The 18,532-nt window shown below is 67.7% G+C and carries 19 protein-coding genes; 10 read left to right on the top strand and 9 right to left on the bottom strand.

Annotated elements, in window-relative coordinates; translation table 11 throughout:
• Nucleotides 1–29 precede the first annotated feature (29 nt).
• The 4 genes from pyrH (at nucleotide 30) to AC1DDO_RS12410 (ending at nucleotide 3,036) form a co-directional block, all read left to right on the top strand.
• Entirely contained in the window at nucleotides 30–767 is a 738-nt protein-coding gene (pyrH, locus tag AC1DDO_RS12425) for a UMP kinase (RefSeq protein ID WP_441409358.1), read from the top strand.
• A 132-nt stretch (nucleotides 768–899) separates the two neighbouring features.
• On the top strand, nucleotides 900–1,457 hold the full coding sequence (gene frr / locus AC1DDO_RS12420) for a ribosome recycling factor (protein ID WP_441409359.1): 558 nt from the start codon (nucleotides 900–902) through the stop codon (nucleotides 1,455–1,457).
• Entirely contained in the window at nucleotides 1,457–2,377 is a 921-nt protein-coding gene (locus AC1DDO_RS12415; protein ID WP_441409360.1) for a phosphatidate cytidylyltransferase, read from the top strand. The genes frr and AC1DDO_RS12415 overlap by 1 nt, the downstream gene beginning before the upstream one ends.
• Before the next feature lie 32 nt (nucleotides 2,378–2,409).
• On the top strand, nucleotides 2,410–3,036 hold the full coding sequence (locus AC1DDO_RS12410; RefSeq protein WP_476869020.1) for a DivIVA domain-containing protein: 627 nt from the start codon (nucleotides 2,410–2,412) through the stop codon (nucleotides 3,034–3,036).
• A gap of 58 nt (nucleotides 3,037–3,094) precedes the next feature.
• On the opposite strand, the gene AC1DDO_RS12405 is transcribed toward AC1DDO_RS12410, so the two are convergent.
• From AC1DDO_RS12405 to AC1DDO_RS12390, 4 genes are read right to left on the bottom strand one after another with little or no spacing between them, the layout of a single operon-like run.
• Nucleotides 3,095–4,558, bottom strand: coding sequence for a sodium/solute symporter (locus AC1DDO_RS12405; RefSeq protein WP_476869019.1), 1,464 nt, complete (start codon nucleotides 4,556–4,558; stop codon nucleotides 3,095–3,097).
• Nucleotides 4,559–4,583: 25 nt separating this feature from the next.
• Nucleotides 4,584–5,006 (bottom strand): DUF485 domain-containing protein, encoded by a 423-nt coding sequence (locus AC1DDO_RS12400; RefSeq protein WP_476869018.1) that lies wholly within the window; start codon nucleotides 5,004–5,006, stop codon nucleotides 4,584–4,586.
• The gene (locus AC1DDO_RS12395; RefSeq protein WP_476869017.1) at nucleotides 5,003–5,722 is read right to left on the bottom strand and encodes a LytR/AlgR family response regulator transcription factor; all 720 of its coding nucleotides are present in this window, start codon (nucleotides 5,720–5,722) and stop codon (nucleotides 5,003–5,005) included. The genes AC1DDO_RS12400 and AC1DDO_RS12395 overlap by 4 nt, the downstream gene beginning before the upstream one ends.
• A 35-nt stretch (nucleotides 5,723–5,757) precedes the next feature.
• The gene (locus AC1DDO_RS12390) at nucleotides 5,758–6,975 is read right to left on the bottom strand and encodes a sensor histidine kinase (protein WP_476971932.1); all 1,218 of its coding nucleotides are present in this window, start codon (nucleotides 6,973–6,975) and stop codon (nucleotides 5,758–5,760) included.
• A 226-nt stretch (nucleotides 6,976–7,201) separates the two neighbouring features.
• Here AC1DDO_RS12390 and AC1DDO_RS12385 point away from each other — a divergent pair, with 226 nt between their 5' ends.
• Together AC1DDO_RS12385 and AC1DDO_RS12380 are read left to right on the top strand one after the other, a co-directional pair.
• Nucleotides 7,202–7,582, top strand: coding sequence for a DUF485 domain-containing protein (locus AC1DDO_RS12385; protein ID WP_476869015.1), 381 nt, complete (start codon nucleotides 7,202–7,204; stop codon nucleotides 7,580–7,582).
• Nucleotides 7,583–7,587: 5 nt separating this feature from the next.
• The gene (locus AC1DDO_RS12380; RefSeq protein WP_476972064.1) at nucleotides 7,588–9,195 is read left to right on the top strand and encodes a solute symporter family protein; all 1,608 of its coding nucleotides are present in this window, start codon (nucleotides 7,588–7,590) and stop codon (nucleotides 9,193–9,195) included.
• 100 nt (nucleotides 9,196–9,295) lie between these two features.
• Here the strand turns inward: AC1DDO_RS12380 and AC1DDO_RS12375 are convergent, their stop codons facing one another.
• From AC1DDO_RS12375 to AC1DDO_RS12360, 4 genes are all read right to left on the bottom strand, one after another.
• Nucleotides 9,296–10,045, bottom strand: a complete 750-nt coding sequence (locus tag AC1DDO_RS12375; protein WP_476971931.1) for a hypothetical protein — start codon at nucleotides 10,043–10,045, stop codon at nucleotides 9,296–9,298.
• Nucleotides 10,046–10,168: 123 nt separating this feature from the next.
• Entirely contained in the window at nucleotides 10,169–10,585 is a 417-nt protein-coding gene (locus AC1DDO_RS12370; RefSeq protein WP_476971930.1) for a DUF4383 domain-containing protein, read from the bottom strand.
• Nucleotides 10,586–10,717: 132 nt separating this feature from the next.
• Nucleotides 10,718–11,371, bottom strand: a complete 654-nt coding sequence (locus AC1DDO_RS12365) for a hypothetical protein (RefSeq protein WP_476971929.1) — start codon at nucleotides 11,369–11,371, stop codon at nucleotides 10,718–10,720.
• A gap of 228 nt (nucleotides 11,372–11,599) precedes the next feature.
• On the bottom strand, nucleotides 11,600–12,073 hold the full coding sequence (locus AC1DDO_RS12360; RefSeq protein WP_441409371.1) for an Lrp/AsnC family transcriptional regulator: 474 nt from the start codon (nucleotides 12,071–12,073) through the stop codon (nucleotides 11,600–11,602).
• 196 nt (nucleotides 12,074–12,269) lie between these two features.
• Here AC1DDO_RS12360 and pdhA point away from each other — a divergent pair, with 196 nt between their 5' ends.
• Genes pdhA through AC1DDO_RS12345 form a run of 3 tightly spaced genes read left to right on the top strand, consistent with a single transcriptional unit; the run spans nucleotide 12,270 to nucleotide 15,825 of the window.
• Entirely contained in the window at nucleotides 12,270–13,448 is a 1,179-nt protein-coding gene (pdhA, locus tag AC1DDO_RS12355) for a pyruvate dehydrogenase (acetyl-transferring) E1 component subunit alpha (RefSeq protein WP_476869011.1), read from the top strand.
• Nucleotides 13,448–14,458, top strand: coding sequence for an alpha-ketoacid dehydrogenase subunit beta (locus AC1DDO_RS12350; protein WP_441409373.1), 1,011 nt, complete (start codon nucleotides 13,448–13,450; stop codon nucleotides 14,456–14,458). The genes pdhA and AC1DDO_RS12350 overlap by 1 nt, the downstream gene beginning before the upstream one ends.
• Nucleotides 14,455–15,825: a dihydrolipoamide acetyltransferase family protein gene (locus AC1DDO_RS12345; RefSeq protein WP_476971928.1), complete on the top strand. Its 1,371-nt coding sequence runs from the start codon at nucleotides 14,455–14,457 to the stop codon at nucleotides 15,823–15,825. The genes AC1DDO_RS12350 and AC1DDO_RS12345 overlap by 4 nt, the downstream gene beginning before the upstream one ends.
• Before the next feature lie 240 nt (nucleotides 15,826–16,065).
• Here AC1DDO_RS12345 and AC1DDO_RS12340 read toward each other — a convergent pair whose 3' ends face one another.
• On the bottom strand, nucleotides 16,066–16,707 hold the full coding sequence (locus AC1DDO_RS12340) for an SACE_7040 family transcriptional regulator (RefSeq protein WP_476972063.1): 642 nt from the start codon (nucleotides 16,705–16,707) through the stop codon (nucleotides 16,066–16,068).
• 212 nt (nucleotides 16,708–16,919) lie between these two features.
• On the opposite strand from AC1DDO_RS12340, the gene AC1DDO_RS12335 reads away from it, so the two are divergent.
• Nucleotides 16,920–18,527, top strand: coding sequence for a carboxyl transferase domain-containing protein (locus AC1DDO_RS12335; protein WP_476971927.1), 1,608 nt, complete (start codon nucleotides 16,920–16,922; stop codon nucleotides 18,525–18,527).
• The last annotated feature ends 5 nt before the right edge of the window (nucleotides 18,528–18,532 follow it).

Genomic DNA, 18,532 nt, shown 5'->3' with positions numbered 1-18,532 from the left:
AACTCAGAGTTCACCAACGGGAAGGCACCATGGAAACCGTCACCACTTCAGCCCAGCCAAAGAAGAACAGGCGCCGCGTCCTCTTGAAGCTCTCCGGCGAGGTCTTCGGCGGCGGGAAACTTGGCGTTGACCCGGATACCGTCCGCGGCGTGGCCAAGCAGATCGCCGCAGCAGTTCCCGACGTCGAGGTAGCAATCGTCGTCGGCGGAGGCAACTTCTTCCGCGGCGCCGAACTGTCCCAGAGCGGCATGGACCGTTCCCGCGCCGACTACATGGGCATGCTCGGAACCGTCATGAACTGCCTCGCCCTCCAGGACTTCCTGGAGCAGGCCGGGGTGGAAACGCGCGTGCAGAGCGCCATCACCATGGGCCAGGTCGCCGAGGCCTACATTCCCCGCCGCGCCATCCGCCACATGGAAAAGGGCCGGGTTGTCATCTTCGGCGCCGGCGCCGGCCTGCCGTACTTCTCCACCGATACCGTCGCTGCCCAGCGCGCCCTGGAGGTCCACGCCGACGTCGTCCTGATGGCCAAGAGCGGCGTCGACGGCGTTTACACCGCCGACCCGAAAAAGGACCCGACGGCGGAGAAGCTGCACCACCTCAGCTACGACGACGCCCTGCGCCGGGACATCCGCGTGATGGACCAGACCGCCATGACCATGTGCAAGGACAACAACCTCACCATGGTGGTCTTTGGCATGGAAGGGGAGGGCAACGTCACCCGCGCCATCCTCGGCGAAGACCTGGGCACCGTCGTCACCCCGTAGCAACGGCTAGGATGTTTTCAGGACCTTTCCGCCGCTAGGCGGAAGACACACGCGCCGGGCGGAAGCCGCAGGCGCACAAGAAGACGTGCCGCGCCCCGGCCCCCGGGACGCACCAATTTCTGAGGAGAGACCGTGATCGAAGAAACCTTGCTCGAAGCCGGGGACAAGATGGACAAGGCAGTTGAGGTAGCCAAGGACGACTTCGCCTCGATCCGGACGGGCCGCGCGACGCCTGGCCTGTACAACAAGGTCATCGTTGAGTACTACGGCACGCCGACGCCGCTGCAGCAGCTGGCTTCTTTCGCGGTCCCGGATGCCCGGACGATCCTCATCACCCCGTACGACAAGACGGCGCTGCGCGACATCGAACGCGCCCTGAGCGACTCGGAGGTGGGCGCCAACCCCTCCAACGACGGCAACGTCATCCGGATCACGATTCCCGAGCTGACCAGCGAGCGGCGCAAGGAATACGTCAAGATCGTCAAGTCCAAGGGCGAGGACGCGAAGGTGTCCATCCGCAACATCCGCCGCAAGGCCAAGGAAACCCTGGACAAGCTCGTCAAGGACGGCGAAGCCGGCGAAGACGAAGGCGCACGCGGCGAGAAGGAACTCGACGCCCTCACCAAGGCGCATGTGGACGGCATTGACGAGCTGCTCAAGCGCAAGGAAGCTGAGCTGCTCGAGGTCTGATGGATCAGGCAAAGGAGGCCCCCGGGCCACGCGCCCGGAGGCGGGGGACACGGCGCGAAAACCCTACGCCCAAAGCTGGCCGGAACCTGCCCGCCGCCATCGGCTCTGGCGTTGGCATGCTCGTGTGTGTCCTCGGCGGCCTGCTGTTCCTGCCGCTCGGTTTCGTCCTGGTGACCACCACCTTCGCGATCTTCGGCGTCTGGGAAATCTACCGCGCGCTTGAAGCCGCCGGCACCCGCCTGCCGATCGTCCCGGTGATGGTCGGCACGGTCGGCATGCCGGTCGCTGCCTACTTCGGCGGCCTCGAGAGCCTGCTCTTTGCCATGCTCGTCAGCAGCGTGGCGGTGTTGTTGTGGCGGACTCTGGAAGGCGCCGCCGGATCGGCGCGGAGCATCTTCGCAGGTGTCTTCACGCTGTCCTGGGTGCCGTTCCTGATCAGCTTCGCAACACTGCTCCTGCACACCGCCGACGGCGAGACCCCCATTGGCCTCTGGCCTGACGGGGTGATCCCGCCCGGCGCGTGGCAGATCGCGACGCTGCTGCTCCTGGTGGTCGCCAACGACACCTTCGGCTACCTCGTAGGCGCATCCCTGGGCAAGCACCCGATGGCCCCCAAGATCAGCCCGAAGAAGACCTGGGAAGGCTTTGCCGGCTCGATTGCCGGGGCCGTGATCGTAGGCGTGCTCGCCATGATCTTCGTGCTCGGCAAGCCGTGGTGGTTCGGCGTCGTGCTCGCCGTGGGCATGGTGGCGGCGGCCACCGCCGGCGACCTCGCCGAATCCATGGTCAAGCGCGAGCTCGGCATCAAGGACATGAGCAGCATCCTCCCCGGCCACGGAGGCGTCATGGACCGCCTGGACTCGATTGTGTTCGCCTCGCCGGCGGCGTTCATCCTGTTCTCGGCCGTCGCTGGCAGCTAGAAGCACCCGGACCAGCCCCTCCGGCGCCTAGAATGGTGCCGAGCAAACCAGCCGAACGGCATCAAAGGAACAAAGTAACAGTGGACATTCAACGGCAGATTCCTGCGTCTTTTGACCGCGTGCAGCGGAACCAGTATGGCTACAACGCCAGGCAGGTCGACGATTTCCTGCAGCGCGCCAGGGTGTCATTCGAAACTCCGTCCCCGGCCGCCCGCGCCATCAAGAGCTCCGACGTCCGCGCAGTGTCCTTCGACCCGGTGAAGGGCGGCTACGCCGCAGCTGGCGTGGATGCCGCGCTGGACCGGCTCGAAGACGCCCTCGCCCGGCAGGAGCGCGATGAGCTGGTTGCCGAACGCGGCGAGGAAGCCTGGCTGCGTGAAATCGGCCGGCTCGCGGGCGTCCTGCGCGGGCGTCTGCACCGCCCGGACGGCGAGCGCTTCCGCCGCCCGTCGAAGGCCAAGGCCCGCAGCTACAACACCACTGACGTCGACGACTTGTGCCACGACCTGATCGGCTACCTCGAGGAGGACCAGCCGCTGAGCGTGGACAACGTCCGGCGCGCCGTGTTCCGCCCCGCCGTTGGCCGGGAAGGCTACGAGGAAAGCCAGGTGGACGCGTTCCTCGAGCGCGCCGTCGAGCTCATGGCCGCCATCGACTAGGTTCCTCGACTGATCCTGCCCGACGCCGGAATGCCGGCGGATCCTGCCTGACGCCGGGTCACCGCTCCGTCGCGAGCGGCCGCTCCGGGGTGTGCAGCCGGGTCATGATGCGCGTCAAGGTCCGCGGAACGCGGCCCTGCGTGGCCCGGGAGACCAAGACCGTGACGGCGAACGCCGCCGGGACCGTCCACGCCGCGGGCATCGCCAGCCACGACGGCGTCTGCGCAGCGCCCAGCACCGAGCCGGCCACCATTGCGCTGCCGCAGAGCACACCGCCGGTCGCCATGCCGGTGATGGCCCCGACGTCCGTCAGCCCGCGCCACCAGATGCCCAGCAGCAGCACCGGGCAGATCGTGGACGCGGTAAAGGCAAACACGAGCCCCACGCTGCCGGCCAGCGCCAGGGATTCGGTCATCGACGCGATCCCCAGCGGGACGAGGGCCGAGATCAGTGCGGCCAGCCGGAAACCCCGGACACTGCCGCCGAACACGTCCTGGCTGATCACACCCGCCAGAGAGACCACCAGGCCGGACGTCGTCGACAGGAACGCCGCGAACGCCCCGGCCACCACGAGCGCGGTCAGCAGGTCTCCTGCGAGCCCGCCGACCATCCGGCCCGGCAGCAGGAGGACCAGGGCATCGGCCTGGCCGCTCTGGGCAATGTCCGCGGCGAACAACCGGCCCAGCATCCCGTACGCGGTCGGGAACAAGTAGAAGACCGACAGCAGGCCCAGGACAATCAGGGTGGTCCGCCGGGCGGACTGCCCGTCCGGATTGGTGTAGAAACGCACCAGGACGTGGGGGAGCCCCAGCGTCCCAAAGAGCAGGGCCACCAGCAGCGAAATGATCTGGTACGGGCCCGCGGGGGCCAGCGCCGTCGGGTTGGCTGCCGGGGACGCCGCCGCGGCGTTGCTGCCGCCCAGCACAAACAGCAGGAACACGAACGGCACCGCCAGTGCGGTGAGCTTGAGCCAGTACTGGAACGCCTGGACAAAGGTAATGGAGCGCATCCCGCCGGCCACCACGGTGATGCACACGACGCCGACCACCGCCACCGGGCCCACCCAGGCCGGCAGGCCCGTGGTGATCCGGATGGCCAGGGCGGCCCCATGGAGCTGCGGGACGATGTAGAGCCAGCCGACCAGGACCACCACCAGGCTCGTGACGCGCCGGACGGCCCGCGAATCGAGGCGCGCCTCGGTGAAATCCGGAATCGTGTAGGCGCCCGAGCGGCGCAGGGGAGCCGCGACGAACAGGAGCAGCATCAGGTAGCCGGCCGTGTACCCCACCGGATACCACAGTGCATCCGTGCCGGAGAGCAGGATGAGCCCTGCGACGCCGAGGAAGCTCGCGGCGGAGAGATACTCGCCACCTATTGCCGAGGCATTCCACCATGGCTTGACCGTCCGGGACGCGACATAGAAGTCCCCGGTGGTGCGCGAGACCCGCAACCCGTAGAAACCGATGACGGCCGTGGCGAGTGAGACGGCAGCGAACGCCGCCACCCCGACGGCGGGGTTCACGTTCCGCTCACCCTGCCCGTGCCCCTCACTTTTCGCCGGCGAGGTCCCGGTAGCGGGCCTCGTTCCTGGCGGCGGTGCGCACGTACAGCCACGCGCTCAGGCCGATCACGGGATAGATTCCGGCACCGAGAAGGACCCAGTCGAAGGGAAGGCCGGCAATAGTGGAGCCGGCCAGGCCCGGAACCAGCCCCAGCATGAGCGGGAAGGCCAGCAGGATCAGCAGGAACCCCAGGCCCACCACCAGGGCCAGCCGGAGTTGGGACCGGATGAGGGAGCGGACGAACAACTGGCCGGCGTCGGATTCCTCCGCCGCCTCGCGTGCGGCCGCCGCGGAGTGCCCGCCGGCCAGGGCGGAACCGTTCGGTGTGGCACTGCCCGGCGAGGGGCTGCCCGCCGTGACGGTTCCTGCCTTGACGCTTCGGGGCGCCGTGACCCGGACCCGCGTCATGCCTGCGGCCGGATCCGGCTTGCTTCGAGCTTTTCCCGGACCGCCGGCAGGTGCCGGCGGCTGATGGGCAGTTCGGCCCCGGCCACGGTGACGCTGGGCCGCGCCGCAGCCAGCTTCATCTGGCTGACGTGGCTCAGCGCGATCAGGTAGGAGCGGTGGATGCGCAGGAATCCGGCGTCGGCCCACTGCTGTTCCAGGTCGGCCAGCGGAACCCTGACCAGGTAGCTCGCCTCCGCCGTGTGCAGCCGTGCATAGTCGCCCTGCGCCTGGACGTACGTGACGTCTTCGCGGCGGATCATCTTGGTGGTCCCGCCCAGGTCCACGGTGATCATTTCGGGGGCCGGGGCGCCGTCCTTGAGCAGTTCGCTGATGCGACCGATCGATTTCGCCAGCCGTTCTGCGCGCACGGGCTTCAGGAGGTAGTCCACGGCCGCGAGCTCGAAGGCCTCCAGGGCGCAGTCCTCGTCCGCGGTTACGAAGACCACGGCAGGAGGGCGTGCGCTGCGGGCAATGACCCGGGCAATGTCCAGCCCTGACAGGGCCGGCATGTGGATGTCGAGGAAGACGGCGTCGACCGTCTCGGCTTCGAGCGCCCGGAGGGCCTCGGCGCCGGAGGAGGCGCGGTGGATGGCGCCGATCCGGTCATCCTTGCCGAGCAGGAAGGCCAGTTCCTCGACGGCGGGGAGCTCGTCGTCGGCGACGAGGACGTTAATCATGGCTCTAGCCTACTGCGGCGGTCATTTTGACCGGCTCAGGCGTCGTGCCGGGGCTGGGACTTGGGGACGCGCATCGTGATCAGGGTGCCTTCCCCCGGTGCGGTCTCAATCACCAGGCCGTTCTCGTCACCGTAGACCTGCCGCAGGCGGGCGTCGACGTTGCGCAGCCCGACATGATCGCCGTCGCTGTGCCCGGCGAGGACGGAGCGCAGCTGCTCCGGGTCCATGCCCACGCCGTCGTCCTCGATCGTCACTTCCGCGAATGCGCCGGAGTCGTTCGCCGTGATGGAAATGTGGCCCGGTCCCTCCTTGGCCTCCAGGCCATGCCGGACGGCGTTTTCCACCAGGGGCTGCAGGCTCAGGAAGGGGATCACGGTGCTGAGGACCTCCGGCGCGATCCGCAGGCTGACCTGCACGCGGTCCCCGAACCGGGCCCGTTCCAGGAGCAGGTAGCGGTCGATGCAGCGCAGTTCCTCGGCCAAGGTGGTGAAGTCGCCATGGCGGCGGAAGGAGTAGCGGGTGAAGTCGGCGAACTCCACCACGAGCTCGCGCGCGCGTACCGGATCGGTGTTGATGAAGGAGGCGATCGCGTTGAGCGAGTTGTAGATGAAGTGCGGGCTGATCTGGGCGCGCAGGGCCCGGACCTCCGCCTCCATCAGAAGCGTGCGGGAGGCGTCGAGTTCGGCGAGTTCCACCTGGGTGGCCACCCAGTCGGCCACCTCGCCGGTGGCGCGGACCAGTCCGGCGCCGGCGGCCGGCGCGAAGGCGGCGACCACGCCCACCACGCGTGTGCCGGCTTTGATCGGGGCGATCACGACGGCGCGCTCCACCTCCGGCGCCAGCGTCCGGCCGCCGTCGCCTGCGGTGCGCAACTGGAGGTCGCCCGCCGGAATCACGGCGAGGTGGCCGCCGTCGAGCACTTTTGACGCGAGCCCCATCAGGGCAGGCTTGAGTTCCTCGCCGGCGCCGTCCCACGCGAGCACGCCGGTTGTGTCGGTGATGGCCAGGGCGTCGCAGCCCAGGAGGGTGCGCAGCTGCCTGCTGGCCTTGGCCGCGCCGGCAGGGTTCAGGCCCGTCCGCAGGTACTGGCCGGCGCGGGACGCCGCATGCAGCGTCTTGTAGGTGGCCCGCTCCGCATCAGTGCCGAGGTCACGGAAGGAACGGAGGACCTTCAGCCCCACGGCCACGACGACGGCAATTGCCAGGGCGATCACCGCGACTGCGGCGGCGGTGAACAGGGGAGAGTCCGGCATGGTGCCAGCCTACCGTCGCGGCCCGGCGGGCTCTTTTGGACGTCGCAGGGCACCGTTTGGCGCAGCATCGGGACCGTTGAGCGACGCAGGCCGCGCGGGTTCTGGAACGCAGCGCGAGCGAGGGTGCAGAGTGATCACAGTCACATTGGCGGGTGGGATTGTCTGCGGTTTCCCGCGATAAGCAAAGCAGCCGGTGTGGGCTCACCAGTCTCAATGAGGAGGAACGATGGGTCACGAAGCCCAAGAAACGGCCGCTAAGGCGGCCGTGGACTTCAAGGAAGTCCAGTCGACGGAGCGGTTCCAGGAACTGCGCACACGTCACCGCAGCTTTGTCTTTCCAATGGCCATTGCATTCCTGCTCTGGTACTTCGCCTATGTGCTGCTGGCCGACTACGCCGTGGACTTCATGTCCACCAAAGTCTGGGGCAACATCAACGTTGGCCTGATCATGGGCCTGCTCCAGTTTGTGACCACGTTCGCCATCACCGGCTGGTATGTCAGCTACTGCAACCGCAGGCTCGACCCCATCGCCGCCGAAATCCGCCACGGCATCGAAGGGCACGAATTCGACAAGCACGGCAACCCGGTAGGAGGGGCAGCAAAGTGACGCTTATGGTTCCCGCGGTCAATGTCGCCGCCCTCAAAGACACCACCCTGCTGAACATGGGCATCTTCGCCCTGTTCGTGGCGGTCACCATGGTGATCGTGTTCCGCGCCAGCCGCAACAACAAGACCGCGGCCGACTACTACGCGGCCGGACGATCCTTCACAGGATCCCAAAACGGCACGGCGATCGCGGGCGACTACCTCTCCGCGGCGTCCTTCCTGGGCATCACCGGGGCGATCGCCATCAACGGCTACGACGGCTTCATGTACTCCATCGGCTTCCTGGTGGCCTGGCTTGTGGCCCTGCTGCTCGTGGCCGAGCTGCTCCGCAACACAGGCAAATTCACCATGGCCGATGTCTTGTCCTTCCGGCTCAGGCAGCGCCCCGTGCGCATCGCGGCCGCCATCTCCACCCTGGCCGTCTGCTTCTTCTACCTGCTGGCGCAGATGGCCGGCGCCGGCAGCCTCATCTCGCTGCTGCTGGGCATCAGCGACTGGGGCGGACAGGCCCTGGTAATCATCGTCGTCGGCGTCCTGATGATCATGTACGTGCTGATCGGCGGCATGAAGGGCACCACCTGGGTCCAGATCATCAAGGCCATGCTCCTGATTGCCGGCGCCGCCGTCATGACCTTCTGGGTCCTGGCGATTTACGGCTTCAACCTCTCTGACCTGCTGGGCGGTGCCGCCGAAACCGCGAAGAACCCGGCCGTCCTGAACCCGGGCCTGCAGTACGGCAAGTCCGATACCTCCAAGCTCGACTTCATGTCCCTGGGCCTGGCGCTGGTGCTCGGCACCGCCGCCCTGCCGCACGTGCTGATGCGCTTCTACACGGTGCCCACGGCCAAGGAAGCCCGCAAATCCGTGGTGTGGTCCATCTGGCTGATCGGCATCTTCTACCTCTTCACCCTGGTGCTCGGCTACGGCGCCGCAGCGCTCGTGGGAGCCGACACCATCAAGTCCGCCCCGGGCGGGGTCAACTCGGCCGCGCCGCTGCTCGCGTTCCACCTCGGCGGACCGTTGTTGCTGGGCTTCATCTCCGCGGTGGCGTTCGCCACGATCCTGGCCGTGGTGGCGGGCCTGACGATCACCGCCGCGGCGTCCTTCGCGCACGACATTTACGCCAACGTGCTGGCCAAGGGGAAGACCGACGCCGGCACTGAGGTCAAGGTTGCCCGCCGCACCGTGGTGGTGATCGGCCTGCTGGCCATCGCCGGGGGAATCTTCGCCAACGGACAGAATGTGGCGTTCCTCGTGGCGCTCGCCTTCGCCGTGGCAGCTTCCGCCAATCTTCCGACCATCCTCTACTCGCTGTTCTGGCGCCGGTTCACCACCCAGGGGGCCGTCTGGAGCATGTACGGCGGATTGTCCGCGGCCATCATCCTGATTGCGCTCTCCCCGGTGGTATCGGGGGCGAAGACGTCCATGATCCCCGGCGCCAACTTCGCCGTCTTCCCGCTGAGCAACCCGGGCATCGTGTCCATCCCGCTGGCGTTCTTCCTCGGCTGGCTCGGCACGGTCCTGGACAAACGGAAGGAAGATGCGACGAAGCAGGCCGAGATGGAGGTCCGTTCCCTGACCGGTGTGGGTGCCGAAAAGGCCACCAACCACTAGGGCAGGCGCCGCAACGCAAGGAGCTCCCGTGCATCAGCACGGGAGCTCCTTGCTTTCGGGTTCGGGTTCGGGCTCGAGCCCCGTGCCTCGAACCCCGTGCCTAGTGGCCGTGGTGCTGGCCGCCGAGGGCGGGGATCCCGTGGCTGCCGTGAGGCACCGCGAATTGGCCCGCTGTGGAGGCGGCCAGGCCCGGCGTGGCCACTGCCGCCACCAGGACCGCGAAGCCAAAGGCCGCGAGCAGGAGCCGCCCGGGCCGGAGCCCGGCCGTGTCCGAGCCCGCCGCCGCGCCACTGCCGGCCGACGTGTCCGTGCCGTTGCCCTGCCGGCGCAGCCAGCCTGCGGACGCCACGATCATCAGGGTCAACAGCAGCGCGGCAAGTTGGCTGACCACCAGTGAGCTGCCGTTCTGCGATTGCCCGTCCGGCGACCCGCCGTTCAGCCCTTGCCCGGCCGCAGCGGCCGCGTGCACGAAGGCTGCCGCCACGAGCACTCGTATGGTTCGGGCGGCCCATGGTATCTGCCCCTTGCGGAGTGTCAGGACGGTCCAGGCAAGAAGGGCGCACCCCCAGAGTCCGGCGGCTGCTCCCGCCGCAATGGACAGGCCGTTGACCGGCGGCGCGCCCGCGCCGGAGGCGGGCGCCAGCAGCAGGCTCGCTGCGATTGCCAGGTTCACCGCTCCGGCGCCGAAGCCGGCGAAGCCCGCGAGCAGACCAACGGCTGCGGCCTTCGTGGCGCCGCCGGCCGGGCCGGTCGTGGCCCCAGGGTGCTCGCTGTCGCCGTTCTCCCGCTGCAACCGCGGCTGGGGGAACTGTTCCGGGAGTGCATTGGTGTTCAGCGGAACAGAACTCATCTCGCCCGTCCTTTCGCGTTGTGGGGGAGCGACGTCACTGGGACGCCGGGCCGGGATGCTGGGTGGGACCCGGAGTCGGTGTCCAGCATGGATGTGGATCAGTTGCGGTACAGAACGCTTGCCTTAGACGCGGGCGCGGGCGCGGGCAGGGGCGACTGCCTTGTCCATGGACAGCCCGACGCCCAGCAGCAGCACGGCGCTGGCAAGGTGCAGGACGTTATCCGGGCCGTTGAGGGCGATGATGTTCAGCGGCGAGCTGAGCAGGAAGAGCCCGACGATGCCCACCAGCAGGTAGACGGCACCCACAGCGGTGTTGATCGACTTGGACAGGGCCACACCTTGCAGCCCGGCGTAGAGCAGGGCGGCGCCGATGGCGAGGTGGATGACGTTGTGCAGCGGATTGACCTCGAAGATGATCAGGTTGGCGCCCTCGGTCGCGGCGAAGCCCACGCCGGAGGTGACCACAAAGCCAAGGAGGCCAACCAGCAGGTAGACGGCACCGAAAACGGTGGCGATCAGACGGTTCGGTGAAGTGCGCATGGTCCGAATCCTTTTCTGTCGGGCCGACTGGAACATCGGCCGGGGAGCGGGGTCCCGGGCGGGACTCTCTGAAGGCGATTCGGACCACTTGCGCCTGTGGATGGGCGCCGGCTGCGAGAGAGTTTTCCGAGGTCAGCGCTGCGGCCGCAGCCGGATGTTCACCATTTTCAGCTCGTCGCGGCCCTCGAAGCGGTAGGCCAGCTCCACATGCTTGGTGTCGCAGTCAATGGATCCCGCGACGTCGGCCGCGTTGGCGCCGTTGTTCGAGCTGACGTTGAGGCTTGAAAAGTTTGGCTTGCAGCTGCCGTCCAGTTCCAGGCTTTGCACCCCCGTGGCGAATTCCTCGCGGGAAATCTTCTCCATCAGGGCCGGATCCAGGTACTTGTCATACGCTCTGTTTAAGTTGCCGGCGATGATGAGCTTGGTGAAGTCGTCTGCGATACCCCGGGCGTGGTTGGTGGCTCCGCCCACCACGTTGAGGAGGACGACGACGCCGACTGTCACCAGCAGGAGGACGCCTCCGACGATCCCCAACACGATCCACAGGGCCTTGCGGCTCTTTTTCGGCGGCGGCTGGCCCGGGCCCCCGTAGTAGGGCGGCGGGCCGTAGTTGGCGGGTGGCCCGTAGTTCGGCTGCGGGTAATTGGAGGGTGCGCCGTTGGCGGGCGGTCCGGGCGGGGCCGCGTAGTACGGAACGGGCGGCTGTCCGGGCGCCGGGTGGCCGGCCGCAGGCTCGTGCCCGGGCTGCGGCGGTACCGGGCGGTGTGGTTCCTCGGGGCTGCTCACGGTTCAAGCCTTTCCGGCAGTCCAGACAGCCACTGCCTGTTGCACAGGGCCGCGTGCGCGGCCCCAAAGAACTCAAGGGGACCCAACGGACACAGCCTAGCGCCGCGGCCGCCCCGAGCACAGATGTCCCGAGCACAGATGTACAGCACAGATGCCCCGAGCACAGATGTCCCGAGCACAGATGTACAGCACAGATCCGGGGCGCGGCTCCGGTCCCTGAGACTTGGCTCAGGTGTCGGCGGATCCGCGTTCCAGCAGCGGTTGCATTCGGAACGGGATCAGCTCGCTCATGGCCAGGGCGGTATCGGTCCGGTCCACGCCGTCGCAGGCCAGGATCTTACCGTTGATCCGGAACAGGTCCTCGGCGTCGAGGGCCACCACCCGCAGGAGAAGATCGGCGGAGCCGGTGAGGCCGAAGCCCTCAAGGATTTCCGGAATCCCGGCAAGTTCCACGGCAAGGGCGCCGAGTTTCTGTTGCTGGACGTGGACGGAGATGAAGGCCATCAGCGGGTACCCCAGAGACGCCGGGTTGATGCGCCGCTCGAAGGAGAGGAAGACGTGCTTCTTCTCCAGCTGGGCCATCCTGGCCTGGACCGTATTGCGGGAGAGCCCGAGCTTTTGGGCGAGGGCAACCACGGTCCGCCGCGGGTCCCGCGCCATGGCCGAAAGCAGGCGGGTGTCAGTGCCATCCAAGGGTTGCATAATGCGCAAGATTAGCACGGTCTGGTGGCAGCAAATAGTGCATAATGCTCAGTATTTTTACCGGTGGTTGTGCCTGATGAGCATTGTGAGTAGGGTCACAATTATCCGGGGCAACGGCGCCCGGACGGCTGGCGCGCCGCGGGATCACGAGTCCTGCGAGTTCCGGTCAGACGACGTCAGAAGGTGTGGACAAACAGTGTTTACCGACGACGCGGGCAAGGGCGGCATTTCCGCCGGGGGCCCCGGAAACAGTGAGAATTCAGCGCGGCGGACGGGCGGCGATCTCGTCCAGCTCATCACACCGGCGGGCGAGCGCATCAGCCATCCGGAGTTCGATTCCTGGCTCCAGGACGTCAGCGACGAGCAGCTGTGCGGGCTCTACGAGGACATGGTGGCCATCCGCCGGATCGATGCCGAAGCCACTGCCCTCCAGCGGCAGGGCGAGCTGGCCCTCTGGCCGCCGCTGCTCGGCCAGGAAGCATCCCAGATCGGCTCGGCCCGCGCTCTGCGCGAAGACGACTTTGTTTTCCCCAGCTACCGCGACAACGGTGTCGCCTATTGCCGGGGAGTGAAGCCGGAAGACCTGGTCCGGGCCTGGCGGGGCAACGCGTCCGCCGGCTGGGACCCGTTCACGGTCAACGTCGCCACCCAGCAGATCATCATCGGTGCGCAGAGCCTGCACGCCACCGGCTATGCCATGGGCATCCAGAACGACGGCGCCGACTGTGTCGCCGTGGCCTACTTCGGTGACGGCGCCACGAGCGAAGGCGACGTCAACGAAGCCATGGTTTTCGCTGCGAGCTTCCAGGCGCCGGTGGTCTTCATCTGCCAGAACAACCACTGGGCCATCTCGGAGCCCGTCCGGCTGCAGTCCCACATCCAGCTGGCGGACCGCGCCTCAGGCTTCGGCATCCCCAGCATGAGGGTCGATGGCAACGATGTCCTCGCCGTCATGGCGGCGACCCGCATTGCCCTGGACCGCGCCCGGCACGGCGGCGGCCCCACCTTCATCGAGGCCGTGACCTACCGGATGGGCCCGCACACGACGGCGGATGACCCCACCCGCTACCGGGACGCCAACGAGCTCGAGGACTGGGCCGCCAAGGACCCGATCAGCAGGATGAAGTCGCTGCTGGACCGCAAGGGGCTGCTGACAGCGGACCTTGAGGCAGCCGTCGCCGCGAAGGCCGACGCCGTGGCCAAGGAACTCCGGGCCGGCACCATCAACATGCCCGAGCCGCAGCCGCTGGATATCTTCAAGCACGTGTACAGCACGCCCAACTCCTGGCTGGACCGCCAGCAGGAGCACTACTCCCGTTACCTGGCTTCCTTCGGCGATCCCGCAGAAGCCTCTTCTGAAGAAGGTGCACGCTGATGACGCAGATGACCTTTGCCCGAGCCATCAATTCGGGCCTGCGCAAGTCCCTCGAAAACGATCCCAAGGTGGTCCTGATGGGGGAGGACATCGGCGCACTCGGCGGTGTCTTCCGTGTCACCGACGGCCTGCAGAAAGACTTTGGCAAGCACCGCGTCGTGGACACCCCGCTGGCAGAGTCGGGGATCATGGGCACCGCGGTCGGCCTGGCCTACCGCGGCTACCGCCCGGTGGTGGAGATCCAGTTCGACGGGTTCATCTACCCGGCGTTCGACCAGATCGTCAGCCAGGTCGCCAAGATGCACTACCGCACGCAGGGCGCCGTCAAGATGCCCATCACCATTCGCGTCCCGTTCGGCGGCGGCATCGGATCTCCGGAGCACCACTCGGAATCGCCCGAGGCCTACTTCACCCACACCTCGGGGTTGCGCGTGATCAGCGTGTCCAACCCCCAGGACGCCTACACCATGATCCAGCAGGCCATCGCCTCCGACGATCCTGTCCTGTACTTCGAGCCCAAGCGGCGCTACCACGACAAGGGCGAGGTGGACGAGACCGTCGACCTGAGCACTGCGCTGTCCATGGAAAAGGCCCGCGTGGTCACCGAGGGCAACGACGTCACCCTTGTGGCCTACGGTCCGCTGGTCAAGACTGCCCGCGATGCCGCACTGGCGGCCGCGGACGAAGGCGTTTCGGTCGAGGTCATCGACCTCCGCTCGCTGGCTCCGCTGGACTTCGTCACCCTTGAGGCATCGGTCCGCAAGACCGGCCGGCTGGTCATCACGCACGAGGCCGGCCAGTCCGGCGGCCTCGGCGCCGAAGTTGCCGCGAGCATCACCGAACGCTGCTTCTACCACCTCGAAGCCGCCCCGGTCCGCGTAACCGGCTTCGACGTTCCGTACCCGTACTCCAAGCTGGAAATGCACCACCTGCCGGGCCTGGACAGGATTCTCGACGGCGTTGACCGCGCCATGGGCCGCCCCAACTCCCTCAGCGGGCTGGAAGGATGAGCGCCACCATGATCAAGGAATTCAGGCTCCCGGACCTCGGTGAAGGACTGACGGAATCGGAAATCGTCGCCTGGAAGGTCGCGGTGGGGGATACGGTCACCCTCAACCAGATCATCGCCGAGGTGGAGACGGCCAAGGCCGTCGTCGAGCTGCCCTCGCCGTTCGCCGGTGTGGTCGCGGCCCTGCACGAACAGCCCGGCACCGTGGTTGAGGTCGGGAAGCCGATCGTCTCCTTCGAGATTGAGGACGACGGCTCCGCAGGCTCCGCACCCGAGGCGGCCGCGGCCAAGCGTGAGCCGAACCTTGTGGGTTACGGAGCCGTGCTCGAAGCCTCAGGCCGGCCGGCCCGCCGTGCCCGCACGTTCGCAGCCCCGGCAGCTCCGGCTGCAGCTCCGGCGGCTGCTCCAGTTGCGCCGGTCCGCGCGGCCGAGCCGGTTGAGGCCAAGCCTGCCGCCTCGGTGCCGGGGGAGCGTCCGCGGTCCACGCCGCCGGTGCGCAAGCTGGCCAAGGATCTCGGCGTCGACCTCGAAGCGGTGACCGGCACGGGCGAACATGGCCTCATTACCCGCGAGGACGTCCAGAACTTCGCCGGCGGCGACCAGTCCGCGGCCGCTCACGAACTCGCCGGTGCGCCGGCGCAGGCCGTTGCGCCCCAGGCCCGGGGCGAGCGGGAGACCCGCACGCCGATCAAGGGCGTGCGGAAGTTCACGGCCGCCGCCATGGTCGCCAGTGCCTTCACCGCACCGCACGTCACCGAGTTCCTGACCGTCGACGTCACGCCCACGATGGAGCTGCTGGCACGGCTGAAGGCGAGCCGCGCGTTCGCCGGGTACAAGCTCACGCCGCTGACGCTCGTCTCCAAAGCGGTGCTCATTGCCCTGCGCAACCACCCGACGCTCAACGCACGGTGGGATGAGGCCAACCAGGAGATCGTCCAGTTCAACTACGTGAACCTGGGCATCGCCGCCGCGACCCCGCGCGGGCTGACGGTTCCGAACATCAAGGACGCGGACCGGATGTCCCTCCTGGAGATCTCCTCCGCCCTGACGGAACTGACGGACACGGCCCGGGCCGGGAAGACAAGCCCCGAGGCGCTCTCCGGCGGCACCATCTCCATCACGAACATCGGCGTCTTCGGCATTGACGCCGGCACGCCCATCCTGAACCCGGGCGAGGCCGCCATCCTGGCCCTCGGTGCGGTCCGGAAGATGCCGTGGGAGTACCAGGACGAGGTCGCCCTGCGCCAGGTCATGACGCTCAGCCTCTCCTTCGACCACCGCCTGGTGGACGGCGAGCAGGGCTCACGGTTCCTCCAGGACCTCGGCGCCATGCTGGCCGATCCGGGCATGGTCCTCGCGATGGTCTAGGCTCCGGCCCACCACGGCTGCCGGCTGCTCCTTCCGAAAGGAACGAGCGGCCGGCAGCTTTGTTGTGTGCGGGGTGTCTCCGCCGGTGCCTCCCTCCGGGGGCACTTTGGGCGCCATGCCCGACGGCGGCGGCCCAATTGACGGCGTGTCCACGCCAAACTGCCCCCGGAGTGTGCCGCAGCGGGAAAACGCCGGGAGCGGAGTGTGCCCGGACGGGGACTGGTCAGTCGGGCGGGAGCGTCAGTCTGCCGGCGGCGCGGCCGGTGCCAGGAGCGCGGCCAGTGCCATGCTTTCGAGCAGCGGCCGGGCGCGGCGGACGCCGACCCGGCGGCCGTGGCTGCGTACCGAGTGCGGGGTCGAGTTGATCAATCCAAAGGTGGCATGTGCCCGCATCCGCAGCTCGGCCGCCTCCGTGCCTTCATGCAGCCCAGCCAGCACTTCCACCCAGAGTTCAACGTAGTTGCGCTGGAGTGTGCGGACCTCGGCCTGGTCCTCGCCGGCAAGGTTGCTGAAGTCCTGGTCCTGGACCCGGATGACGTCGGGATTGCTCAGGGCAAAGTCGACGTGGAAGGCCACGAGGCCGCCCAGCGCCGCCAGATCGCCGTCGGAATCGGCCACCACCTTGCGGCCGCCGTCGAGCAGGTCCTGGCTGACGCTGAGGAGCAGCGCACCGAGGACTGCCTGCTTGCCGGCGAAGTGGCGGTAGACCGCCGGCCCGCTGACGCCGGCCGCGGCCCCCAGATCCTCCAGTGAAACGCGGTTGAAGCCCTCCAGGGCGAAGAGCGCGGCGGCCGCGGACAGGAGGGCCTGCCGCCTGTTCGCCTTGGCCTGGCTGCGCTGTGTGGAGGGGACCGGACTGGAGAGGGCCGGGGTGGAAGCCACCGGGACTGTAGGAAGCTGGGTGGTCAGGCTGGGCTCGGTCACCGGCGCATCCCCTCGTTGCAAATGATCCCTGTGTTGGACATCACAGTTAATAGAGACTAACCTAAATCTCAGTTATGCGGTACTAACCGAAATATTTGCGGAATCAGCCGAAATATCCGGGCGGCTGTAGCCGCCGAACCGGCACTCAGGTCAGGGAACGGAAGCAGTCAATGGAGACAATCGCCAGCCGGGTGGATGCGACAAGCGCCGCCTTTGCCGCGAACTGCCAGGCCCAGCTGGGCCTGGCCGGCGAACTGAGGGAACGGCTCGCCGCTACGGCGCTGGGCGGGCCGGCAAAGTCCCGCGAACGCCATGTGGCCCGCGGCAAGCTCCTCCCGCGCGAACGCATCGACCGGCTGCTGGATGACGGCAGCCCCTTCCTGGAAATCGCGCCGCTCGCGGCCAACGGCATGTACAACGATGACTCCCCGGGCGCCGGGGTGATCGCCGGGATCGGCCTGGTGCACGGCCGCCAGGTCCTGGTCATTTCCAACGACGCCACGGTCAAGGGCGGCACCTACTATCCGATGACGGTGAAGAAGCACCTCCGGGCCCAGGAAATCGCCCTGGAGAACCGGCTGCCCTGCATCTACCTCGTGGACTCGGGCGGGGCCTTCCTGCCCAAGCAGGACGAGGTCTTCCCGGACAAGGAGCACTTTGGCCGGATCTTCTTCAACCAGGCCAGGATGTCCGCGGCGAAGATCCCGCAGATCGCCTCCGTGATGGGTTCCTGCACCGCCGGCGGCGCCTATGTCCCTGCCATGAGCGATGAGACGGTCATCGTCCGCAACCAGGGCACCATTTTCCTGGGCGGCCCGCCGCTGGTGAAGGCCGCGATCGGCGAGATCGTCACGGCCGAGGAACTGGGCGGCGGAGACGTGCACTCGAAGATTTCCGGCGTCACGGACCACCTGGCCGAGAACGATGAGCATGCCCTCCAGATCGTCCGGGACATCGTGGCCACCCTGCCGCGGCCGGCCGCGCCCGTCTGGGACGTGGACACCGCCGTCGAACCCGTCGCGGATCCGGCTGAGCTCTACGGCGCCGTTCCCACGGACGTCAACGCCCAGTACGACGTGCGCGAGGTCATCGCCCGGCTGGTCGACGGCAGCAAATTCCATGAATTCAAGAAGAACTACGGCACCACCCTGGTCACGGGCTTCGCGAAGCTGCACGGCCACCCGGTGGGCATCGTGGCGAACAACGGGGTGCTGTTCAGCGAATCCTCGCTCAAGGGCGCGCACTTCATCGAACTGTGCGACCAGCGCGGCATCCCGCTGATCTTCCTGCAGAACCTCTCCGGCTTCATGGTGGGCAAGGACTACGAGCAGGGCGGCATCGCCAAGAACGGCGCCAAGATGGTCACCGCCGTCGCCACCGCCCGCGTCCCCAAGCTCACGGTGGTGATCGGCGGCTCCTTCGGCGCGGGCAACTACTCCATGTGCGGGCGGGCCTACTCGCCGCGCTTCCTGTGGATGTGGCCGGCGTCGCGGATCTCCGTGATGGGCGGAAACCAGGCCTCCAGCGTGCTGGCCACCGTGAAGCGGGACCAGTACGAGGCCCGCGGCGAGGAATGGTCCGCCGCGGACGAGGAAGCCTTCAAGGCCCCCATCAAGGCCCAGTACGAGGACCAGGGCAGCCCCTACTACTCCACCGCCCGCCTCTGGGACGACGGCGTGATCGACCCCGCGGACACCCGCACCGTCCTGGGACTGGCGCTCGACGTCGTTTCCCGCACCCCGCTGCCGGAGACCTCCTTCGGCCTGTTCCGGATGTGAGCCAG

Source organism: Arthrobacter sp. 10N43 (genome assembly GCF_056394525.1).
This window is presented reverse-complemented; position numbering and strand designations above follow the sequence as displayed.